Source organism: Pseudomonas sp. (assembly GCF_050739995.1).
In the GTDB taxonomy this organism is placed as follows: Bacteria; Pseudomonadota; Gammaproteobacteria; order Pseudomonadales; family Pseudomonadaceae; genus Aquipseudomonas.
Map to the genome: position 1 here is coordinate 1 of NZ_JBOICG010000187.1, position 10,499 is coordinate 10,499.

Here is a 10,499-nt window from a genome sequence, read left to right on the forward strand (position 1 = left end):
TTCCAACTTTGGAATGCGGTCGAATGTGGGAGCTGGCTTGCCTGCGATGAACGACAACGCGGTAAACCTGCCTACAACTGAAACCGCCCCCCACCCTGCCCCAAAGCCGTGGCCAACGCATCAAACCCCGCCCGCAACAACTGATCATCCCCCGATGTATTGCAGATGCTTGCCCGAATGAACTGCGGCACTGCCGTTTGCCCCACGGCAAATGCCTCCGCGGTGGCGATGAGGTAATTGTTCTGCTTGAGCTCCGCTTCAATCTCCGAGGCGCGCCATGGCTCCGGTACTTCGATCCAGAAGTGCGGGCTGTTGAGATGGGTGCGGTATTGCAGGCCGGCCAACAAGCCTTGTACCAGCGCCTTGCGGCGGCTGATCTCATGGATTTGCTGGCGCAGCAGATATTCCGCCGTGCCATTTTCGATCCACTGGGTCGCCAGCTCCAACGTCACCGGCGTGGCCATCCAGCAGGTCGACCGCAACGCCGCCGAGATCCGGCTGACCAAGGCTGGCGGTGCATGCACGTAGCCCACACGCAGCCCGGCAGACACGGCCTTGCTCAGGCTGCTGATCAAAATCGTACGTTCAGGGGCGAAAGCACTGAGGGGCGGTGGCCGGTCCTCTACTAATACGCCGTGAGCTTCGTCCTCAAGAATCAACAGATTGTGTTCACGACAAACCTTGACCAACGCCTCCCGGCGCGCCACCGACAACACTGCCGTGGTCGGGTTCTGGATGGTGGGTGTGCAGTACAACGCCGAAACCCGGTGGTTTCGACAGATTTCATCCAGCGCACCCGGCAGCACGCCTTCTTCATCCATTTCCAGGCCGATCAACCGCACCCCCAGCATACGCGCAGCAGTGATCAGCCCGGGATAGGTCAGTTGCTCCGTGACCACCGTATCACCGGCCCGCAACAGCGCCATCATCGCGCAGAGCAAGCCGTGCTGGCCGCCATTGACGCAGATGACCTGCTCGGGAATCGGGTGGAAATCGCGCTGCACAAGCCATTGCGCACCGGCCTCGCGATAGCGTGGCAGACCGGCGTCCGGCGTGTAGGCGCTGATGTCCTGGAGGAACTTGGCGTTGGTCGACAGGGTTTGGAAGCTTTGGGCGAGAAACACCGTCTCCTGCCCAGGGATATGCATATTTCGGCTCATGTCGAAGTACTGGCGCGGCTCCTCGCTGAAGTTGCGAAAGCCTTCATCTCGCTGGCGCTCCATCCCACGCTTGCGCACGAAAGTGCCGTCACCCACCCGCGCCACTACCAACCCCAAACGCTCCAGCTCACCGTAGGCCCGACTGATGGTGCCGATGGTTACCCCCAAATTGTCGGAAAGGACCCGATGGGGCGGCAGTTTTCTCCCGGGCTCAATCAAGCCTTCAAGGATGCCTCTTTCCATGACATCGGACAGGCGCTTGTACTTCACGCCCTGACCGCTGGACAACCCCTCACGCATAATTGACACCATGTCAATATTTGTTTTGACAGTCATCATTCGCCCTAATAGTGTGCTTTTGCGGGTTCAATCACCGGATTGAATCACTCATAACAAGTTCAATATAGAGTTCAATTCCGGCTCAGGGAAGCAATAAACGATGCCAATGTCCGCCGTTCTCGAAAACACTGCAAAAATCAAAAATCAGAAACAGTGGCTGGCTGGCCTGGTGACCAGCATCATGTTCCTGATCGTGTGCCTGAGTTGGGGCACCACTTGGCTGGGCATTAAGATCGCCGTGGAGAGCGTGCCGCCGCTGACGTCTGCCGGCCTGCGCTTCCTGATCGCCTTCCCGTTATTCCTGTGTTTTGCCCTGGTGCGCCGCGAGCCGATCCTGTTTCCCCGGGAAAGCCGCTGGTTCTTCGTGTTTGTGACGCTTTCCTACTTCAGCGTTCCTTATTACCTGCTCAACTACGGCGAGATGCATGTCTCGTCCGGCCTCACCGCCCTACTGTTCAGCTGCATGCCGGTGTTTATCCTGATTTTCTCTGCGCTGTTCCTGCGTGAGCGCATCTATTTCTCCCAGGTGGTCGGCATCGGCATCGGCTTCGGCAGCCTGTACATGATCATCAAGAGCCAGGGCCTGCACCTGGACCACGCCGAATTCCTGGGCGTGCTGGCGATCCTGAGCGCCGCGATCATGCATGCGTTGTGCTATGTCATCACCAAGCAAAAAGGCAGCGCCATCAGCGTGATCACCTACAACACCCTGCCCATTGGCATCGCCGGGCTGATGCTGTTCGTGGCTGGCCTGTGGTTTGAAACGCCCACCTTCGATCACATCAGCGCACGTTCCTGGGGCGCGTTGTTCTACCTGGGGCTGGTCGCCTCGGTAGGCGGGTTCATCGTGTACTTCATGCTGCTCAAGCGTTTGAGCCCGATCATCCTGTCGTTCGTGTTCATCATCTTTCCGGTGTTCGCGGTGATCATCGGCGCGTGGTACGAGGGCGTGGCGATTTCACGGGACCTGATGCTGTACTCGGCCATCCTGCTGGCCGGCTTTGCAATCACCAAGTTGCCAATTGAAAAACTCTTGGCCAAGAAACCTTGACCCACTCACCACCACGCGAGAGAAACATGGACGTCCTCCGCCCAAAAACCCTGGAACAGATCTACGCCCACGCCAGCCACAGCTACCCCGAGGAATGCTGTGGCTTCGTCTTCGCCGACGGCAGTGTGTACCTGGGCAGCAACATCCAGAACGAGCTGCACCGCAAGGACCCGCAGATGTACCCGCGCAGCGCGGCCAACGGCTACACCTTTTCCGTCGCCGACACCCTGCTGATGAACAAGGCGTTTCGCAGCGATAACCCGGTGGTGGTGATCTACCACTCCCACCCGGATGTCGGCGCCTATTTCAGTGACGAGGACCAGGACAAGGCACTGTTCCTGGGCGAGCCGATCTACCCCGTCAGCTACCTTGTGGTGGATGTTCGCCAAGGCCTGGCCCTGGGGTCAAAACTGTTTGCCTGGGATGGCAAGCACTTCGCCCTTAACCCTTTCAACGACCTGCACACGGAGTTGTCCATGAACGCTGTCTCCTTACCCGACATTCTGGTCCGCGTGGCCAAGCTGCCGGAATCGACCCTTGAGGGCACCGGATCGACATTGCGCGAAGTCATTGAAAGTATCTGCAACCGCCACCCACAACTGCGCGCCCATCTGTTTCACGAAAACAACAACCAACTCAAAGAGCACTTCCTGTTCACCGCCGAAGAAGAACTGATCGGCGCCGATGAGCCCTTGCCGGAAAAGGCCAGGATCGAAGTGCTGCTGGCCACTTCCGGCGGCATGGACATGGATGCCCTGAGCAACGAAGAAGTGCAGCGTTATGTACGCCACATCACCCTGCCCGGCGTTGGCCGCGAGGGTCAGTTAAAGCTGAAAAACGCCAAGGTACTGATCATCGGCACCGGTGGCCTGGGCTCACCCATCAGCCTGTACCTGGCGGCTGCCGGCATCGGCACCCTGGGGCTGGTGGATTTTGATGTGGTGGAAAGCAGCAACCTGCAACGCCAGATAGTCCACGGCAACAGCACGCTGGGCATGCCCAAGGTCGAGTCCGCCAAGCAACGCCTGCAGGACCTCAATCGCCATATCCAGATCAACGCCCACGACACTGCCCTGAACGCCGACAATGCCCTGGAGCTGGTAGGCGCCTATGACCTGGTGATCGACGGCACCGACAATTTCGACACGCGCTACCTCGTCAACGACGCCTGCGTGCAGTTGGACAAACCCTTGGTGTACGGCGCTATCTATCGTTTCGACGGGCAAATCAGCGTGCTCAACTATAAAGGCGGGCCGTGCTACCGCTGCCTGTTTCCCTCTGCCCCGCCTGCGGAACTGGCGCCCAACTGCAGCGCTGGCGGCGTGATCGGCGTCTTGCCGGGGGTTGTCGGGATGATCCAGGCCACCGAGGCGATCAAGCTGTTGATCGGCATCGGCGAACCCTTGTCCGGCCGCTTGATGCGCTTCGATGCCCTGGCGATGAAGTTCAGCGAAATCCGCTTCAAGCGCCGCGCCGACTGCCCCTGCTGTTCGGACCTGCGCCACAGCGAAACCGTCGCGCCCACCGCCTGTGCCGATGCCGTGCCGAGCCAACCGTCCCTGGCCGAAGAGCGCTATATAAAACCCCAAGTACTCAAGCAGGTACTGGAACACCACCGCAGCGCCGACGTGCTGCTGGATGTGCGCGATGCCAGCGAACTGGAAGTGTGCAAATTGCCGGGCGTGGTGCACATCCCCCTGGCCGAGCTGGATGGGCAACTCGACAGCCTCAGCCGCGACAACACCCACTACCTGATCTGCTACGCCGGCACCCGTGCCGAGCAAGCGGCCAGCACCTTGCTGGCGGCGGGGTTTGCCAACACCAAGGTCCTGCAGGGCGGCATGAAGCACTGGGTGCGCGATGTCGAACCCGACATGCCGTTGTACTGAGCCGGGGGCTGACTGATGTTGCATAACTCCATTCTCGACGCCATCGGCCAGACGCCCATCGTGCGTCTGGCGCAGTTTTCCGAAGACCTCGGCATCGAGGTCTACGCCAAGCTCGAATCCCTTAACCCGGGCGGAAGCCACAAGGCGCGCATCGCCCTGGGCATGATCCTCGACGCCGAACGCCGGGGCGTGCTGATGCGCGACTCGGGGCAAACCATCATCGAGCCCAGCGGCGGCAACACCGGCATCGGCCTGGTGATGGCCGGCAATGTACTGGGCTACAAAGTCGTGCTGGTGATCCCCGACAACTACAGCCCCGAGAAGCAGAAATTGCTGCGCCTGTACGGCGCCAAGGTGGTGCTGTCGGACAGCCGCCTAGGCAACAACTCCCACGGCGAAAAATGCATGGAGTTGCAGTTGGAAAACCCCAACTACGTGATGCTCAACCAACAGCGCAACGGCGCCAATCCGCAAACCCACCGTGACACCACCGCGCCGGAAATCCTCCGCGCATTCGGTGAGCGGCGGGTGGATTACTTCGTCAGTGGCATTGGCACCGGCGGCCACATCACCGGGATCGGCGAAACCCTCAAGGCCGCATGGCCGGCGATCCGTGTGATGGGCGTGGAACCGGAGGAATGCGACCTGCTCAAGGACCAACACGCTCCGCATCACATCCAGGGCCTGTCGATCGGCCTGGTCCCGAGCATTCTCAACCTGGAGGTCCTGGACGGCATGCTCAAGGTGTCGCACCCGGCGTGCATCGAGATGATGAAGCGCATCATGCGCACCGATGCCATCAGCCTGGGTCTGTCGTCGGCCGCCAACTTGGTTGCCATCGCCCAACTCGCCCCCGAACTACCACCCGAAACGGTGGTGTTGACCATGGTCTACGACAATGCTGACAGCTACCTGCCCAGTTTCGAATAACCGGTTACTCAACCATCCAGAATGCGGGGGTGCCTCCATGGGGGGCTTTATCGACATGCAACAGTTGCACGATGAGTTACTCACCCACCTCATCAAGACCCTGACGCCCGCACAGATGAAGCTGTTGGAACCGCACCTGGCCCCCTTGATCCAGAATGCCGCCCAGGCGGTTGCCGAAGACTTGATCGCCTATTCCTATCGCGACCCGGCGTCCCGTGGGCGCGGTGAGTTGATCCTCGAGTCCTATGCCTCGTTCAAGGCGGTGCTGTTCTACCGGCTCGCGCACTTGGTGTGGCACTTCCCCGACTCACCCAACGGTGAGTTTTCGCGCATGGCCCTCAAGCTCAGCAACCAGGGCAAGATCCTCTCCGGCGCCGAGATCCACCCGGCGGCGCGCATCGGTCGGCGCTTCGTGCTGGACCACGGCTACGGCACGGTGATCGGCGAAACCTGCGAGATCGGCAACGACTGCTACATCCTCTGCGGCGTCACCCTCGGTGCCCGGGGTATCGCCAACAACCCAGACGGCAAGCGCCACCCGCGCCTGGGCAACAATGTCGAGGTCGGCTCGGGTGCCCGGGTGCTGGGCTATATCTTGATCGGCGATAACGTGTTTATCAGCCCGTCCTGCGTGATCACCCAGGACGTGCCCGCAGGCACCAAGGTCAAGGTGGTCAATCAGGTCCAACTGCAAAAAAATGTAGAAACGGACCACAGCCATTACCTCAGTGCCTTTGCCCTGGATGAACGCTTGCATGTGGTCGGCGAGGTCAACGCCAGCCACAAGGTCACGGTGCTGGATGCCGACTTTCATCCGTTGCAAGGGTTGATGCTGGAACCCACGGTGAAAGAGCGCCACCACCTGCAATTTCGCCTGCGTCGCCTCGACATTGGCGAACAACTGCCGCGCCTGCCGCTGAACCTGAAAGTCTGCGGGCCAGAATTTGAAATCACCCTGCTCTCGCCCCCTGGTTTAAGTGCAATGGTGCGTCACCTGTTGCAAGCCAGCCCATTGATCGTCGGAGGTTGAACATGTCCGTGCACACCATGGAAACCCTGGCGCTGTTCGACAGCGCGCCCTATCAGAACGCCTTCAGCGCCCGGGTGATTGCCGTCAGCGAACAAGGCATTGCTCTGGAGCACACGCTGTTCTACCCCACGGGCGGCGGGCAGCCGGGTGACACCGGGCATTTCACCCTGGCCGATGGCACCCGGGTCGACGTAGTGGGCACCGTGCGCGACCCGGCACTGCGCTCGATCATCTGGCACCAGGTGGAACATTGCCCCGAGCAATTGACTGCCGGCACGCAGATAGACGCCAGCCTCGATTGGGAGCGACGCTACCAGCACATGAAGATGCACACCTGTTTGCACCTGCTGTGCTCGCTCATCGATGCCCCCGTGACCGGCTGCAGTATCAGCGCCGACAAAGGCCGCCTGGATTTCGACCTGCCGGAGATGACCCTCGACAAAGACACCCTCACCCGTGACCTCAACGCTCTGATAGAGGCCGCCCATGAGGTGAAAACCCTGTCGATGCCCGCCACGGAGTACGCGACCTTGCTGCAGATCACCCGCACTCAGGCGGTGGCGCCCCCGGTGATCCAGGGTTCGGTGCGGGTTATCGAAATTGCCGGAATCGACATCCAGCCCTGCGGCGGCACCCATGTGATCAATACAGAGGAAATCGGCAAGGTGTTTTGCGAAAAGATCGAGAAGAAGAGCAAGCACAACCGTCGGGTGATCCTGAGGTTTGCGTAGCGCCCAAGTGGCAGTTCGTACAGGAAACTGACAGCAAATTTATGCGCTTGTAACATTCAGAAACGTACAATTCCCCCCAGCGGCGTCTCTCCCTCAGATACGCCGTCCTGACTCATGGAGAAAGCGCCCCCAGCCTTTCTCTGTGGGTGCTTGCAGAGAAGCTAAGCTCAAACCCACCACGCCCTTCTGAACCTGAACGCTGCAGGAACGACTGCCTATGAACAAAGTGTTCCGTCACTACATCCCGGCGTCCACCCTGCGCCTGCTGCCCAACCGCTGGGATTTGGTCGCCCTGCCACTGGTGATCGGTTTTCTGCTGTTTTTCTCCATCACCGCCCGGGAAACCTGGGCCCCCATCGCCACCCTGCAAAGTGAAGTCATTTCCCTCGACCCGGCCAACCTGCCGGAATACGCGATGCGCACCACCCTGCGCATGCTCGCGGCGATGGTGGCGGCGTTGGTGTTCACCCTGCTGTACGGCACCCTGGCCGCCAAAAGTCGGCGCGCCGAAAAACTGTTGGTGCCCGTGCTCGACATTCTGCAATCGGTGCCGGTACTCGGTTACATCTCGTTTACCGTGACCTTCTTTCTGCTGCTGTTTCCCGGGCGCGTGCTGGGCGCCGAATTCGCCGCCATCTTCGCGATCTTCACCAGCCAGGCCTGGAACATGACGTTCAGCTTCTACCAGTCGCTGCGCATGCTGCCCCATGACCTGGTGGAAGTGTCCACCAACCTGCGCCTTTCCGGCTGGCAGAAATTCTGGAAGCTGGACGTGCCATTCGCCATGCCTGGGCTGGTGTGGAACATGATGATGAGCATGTCCGGCGGTTGGTTTTTCGTGGTCGCGTCCGAAGCCATCACTGTCGGTGACAAGACCATCACCCTGCCGGGTGTGGGTTCATACTTGGCCCTGGCCATCGCCCAGAAAGACCTGCACGCCGTGGGTTATGTGATCTTGGCGATGATCGCGGTGATCCTGATCTACGACCAGTTCCTGTTCCGCCCGCTGGTGGCCTGGGCCGACAAGTTCCGCATGGAAACCACCGCCTCCCAGGGCGCCGCGCCGCAGTCCTGGGTGCTGAACCTGATCCAGCGCACCCGTGTTGTCCAACGCATCCTGCGCCCGATCACCCGTACCGTCAGCCGTCTGGGCAACAAACGCTTCAGCCTGGCGGGCGGCGCGTTCAAGGCACTCCCGACAGAAACGCCCGCTGCGTCGAAGCTCATCGACTGGGCCTGGGGTACCTTGATTGCGCTGATGGCCGCCTATGCGCTGTACCACATCGTGCAATACGTTGGTACCGAAGTGACCTTCGCCGAGGTCGGCCACGTGGTGGTTCTGGGCCTGATTACCTTGCTGCGGGTGGCCGGGTTGATCCTGATTGCCTCGCTGATCTGGGTGCCCTTGGGCGTGATGATCGGCTTGCGCCCAAGCCTGGCGGAAAAAATCCAGCCCTTGGCGCAGTTCCTTGCGGCGTTTCCGGCGAACCTGCTGTTCCCCGTGTTCGTCATCGTGATCCTGCATTTCAACCTCAACCCGGACATCTGGCTGAGCCCGCTGATCGTGCTGGGCACTCAGTGGTACATCCTGTTCAACGTGATTGCCGGGGCCAGCGCCTTCCCCAACGACTTCAAGGAGGCCGCCGCCAACTTCCGCATTCGCGGCTGGCTGTGGTGGCGCAAGGTGATGCTGCCGGGGATCTTCCCGTATTACGTCACCGGAGCGATTACCGCCTCGGGCGGCGCCTGGAACGCCAGCATCGTGTCCGAGTACGTGTCCTGGGGCCAGGACAACGTGGTCGCCCACGGGCTGGGCGCCTATATCGCACAAACCACAGCCGCCGGTGACTTCCCCAAGATCGCCCTGGGTGTGGTGGTGATGTCGATCTTCGTGGTGGCGTTCAACCGTGCGGTCTGGCGGCCGATGTACGCCATCGCCGAAAACAAACTTCGTCTGAATTAATGGGATTCGCAGTGATGAATACCTATACCGAACACACCGCCGATACCCCGGAAATCTACTCGCTGAAAAACGTGAACCGGGTCTTCGGCAAAGGCAAAGAAGAACTGCAAGTGCTCAGCGGCGTCGACCTGAGCCTGCACGAAGGCGAGATCGTCGGCATGCTTGGCCGCTCCGGCTCCGGCAAATCAACGCTGCTGCGCATTATCGCCGGCCTGATCCAACCGTCGTCGGGCGAGGTGAAATACCATGGCAAACCGTTGACCGGCCCAGCCGAAGGCGTGGCCATGGTATTCCAGACTTTTGCGCTGTTTCCCTGGCTGACCGTACTGGAAAACGTAGAGGCCGGCCTGCAAGCCCTGCAAGTCGAACGCAAGGAAGCCCGCAAGCGTGCCTTGGCCGCCATCGACCTGATCGGCCTCGACGGCTTCGAAAACGCCTACCCCCGTGAGTTATCCGGCGGTATGCGCCAGCGCGTGGGCTTTGCCCGTGGCCTGGTGGTCAACCCCACCTTGCTGCTGATGGACGAACCGTTCTCGGCCCTGGACGTGCTCACCGCCGAAACCTTGCGTACCGACCTGCTGGATTTGTGGAGCGGCAAGCAACTGCCGATCAAATCGATCCTGATCGTGACCCATAACATCGAAGAAGCGGTGCTGATGTGCGACCGCATCCTGGTGCTGTCGTCCAACCCCGGGCGCGTGGTCGCCGAGATCAAGGTGCCGTTCCCGCACCCGCGTAACCGGCTGGACCCGACCTTCCGGCAAATGGTCGACGACATCTATGCCCTGATGACCGACCGCCGCAGCGCCGATGCCAGTGCCGGCAAGCCCGAACTGAAGATGAGCAGCCTGCTGCCGGAAGTGTCCACCAACCTCATGGCCGGCCTGATCGAAACCCTGGCCGCCGAACCCTACAACGGCCACGCCGGCCTGCCCACCGTCGCCGAACGGCGCCTGCTGGAAGTCGACGACCTGTTCCCGGTGGCGGAGATGCTGGAGCACCTGGGCTTTGCCGAACTCAAGGGCGCCGACATCACCCTCACCGACGCCGGCAAGCTGTTCGCCGATTACGGCACCCAGGAACGCAAGACCCTGTTCGCCGAGCACTTGATCCAGCACGTCCCCCTGGCAGCACGCATTCACCAGGTGTTGCTGGAGCGCAGCGGGCACCGCGCACCCCGGGTGCGTTTCGAGCAAGAACTGGAAGACTCGATGACTGAAGCCTTCGTGGAAAAAACCCTGGAAAGCGTGGTGGCGTGGGGGCGCTATGCGGAGATCTTCTCCTATGACGACCACACCGAGACGTTCAGCCTGGAGGACGTCGAAGGCAGCATGTAGCTTTCAAACCCAACACAGTTCCAATGTGGGAGGGGGCTTGCCCCCGATTGCAGTGTGTCAGCCAATACA

8 protein-coding genes are annotated in these 10,499 nt (G+C 60.7%); 7 read left to right on the forward strand and 1 reads right to left on the reverse strand.

Annotation, left to right across the window (positions count from 1 at the left end; genetic code table 11):
• Positions 1 to 71 precede the first annotated feature (71 nt).
• A complete protein-coding gene (locus tag ACRESD_RS06550) occupies positions 72 to 1,496 on the reverse strand; it encodes a PLP-dependent aminotransferase family protein (protein WP_431750184.1) in 1,425 nt (474 codons plus the stop codon).
• Between the two features lie 160 nt (positions 1,497 to 1,656).
• On the opposite strand from ACRESD_RS06550, the gene ACRESD_RS06555 reads away from it, so the two are divergent.
• The 7 genes from ACRESD_RS06555 (at position 1,657) to ACRESD_RS06585 (ending at position 10,430) form a co-directional block, all read left to right on the forward strand.
• On the forward strand, positions 1,657 to 2,550 hold the full coding sequence (locus tag ACRESD_RS06555) for a DMT family transporter (protein WP_431750191.1): 894 nt from the start codon (positions 1,657 to 1,659) through the stop codon (positions 2,548 to 2,550).
• A gap of 26 nt (positions 2,551 to 2,576) precedes the next feature.
• Positions 2,577 to 4,439, forward strand: coding sequence for a molybdopterin-synthase adenylyltransferase MoeB (gene moeB / locus ACRESD_RS06560; RefSeq protein ID WP_431750185.1), 1,863 nt, complete (start codon positions 2,577 to 2,579; stop codon positions 4,437 to 4,439).
• A 15-nt stretch (positions 4,440 to 4,454) separates the two neighbouring features.
• The gene (locus ACRESD_RS06565) at positions 4,455 to 5,369 is read left to right on the forward strand and encodes a PLP-dependent cysteine synthase family protein (protein WP_431750186.1); all 915 of its coding nucleotides are present in this window, start codon (positions 4,455 to 4,457) and stop codon (positions 5,367 to 5,369) included.
• 37 nt (positions 5,370 to 5,406) lie between these two features.
• The gene (locus tag ACRESD_RS06570) at positions 5,407 to 6,399 is read left to right on the forward strand and encodes a serine O-acetyltransferase (protein ID WP_431750187.1); all 993 of its coding nucleotides are present in this window, start codon (positions 5,407 to 5,409) and stop codon (positions 6,397 to 6,399) included.
• Positions 6,400 to 6,401: 2 nt separating this feature from the next.
• Entirely contained in the window at positions 6,402 to 7,130 is a 729-nt protein-coding gene (locus tag ACRESD_RS06575) for an alanyl-tRNA editing protein (RefSeq protein WP_431750188.1), read from the forward strand.
• A 217-nt stretch (positions 7,131 to 7,347) separates the two neighbouring features.
• Complete coding sequence (locus tag ACRESD_RS06580; RefSeq protein ID WP_431750189.1) at positions 7,348 to 9,093, forward strand: ABC transporter permease; 1,746 nt, start codon at positions 7,348 to 7,350, stop codon at positions 9,091 to 9,093.
• A 14-nt stretch (positions 9,094 to 9,107) separates the two neighbouring features.
• Positions 9,108 to 10,430, forward strand: coding sequence for an ABC transporter ATP-binding protein (locus tag ACRESD_RS06585; protein WP_431750190.1), 1,323 nt, complete (start codon positions 9,108 to 9,110; stop codon positions 10,428 to 10,430).
• Positions 10,431 to 10,499: the final 69 nt, after the last annotated feature.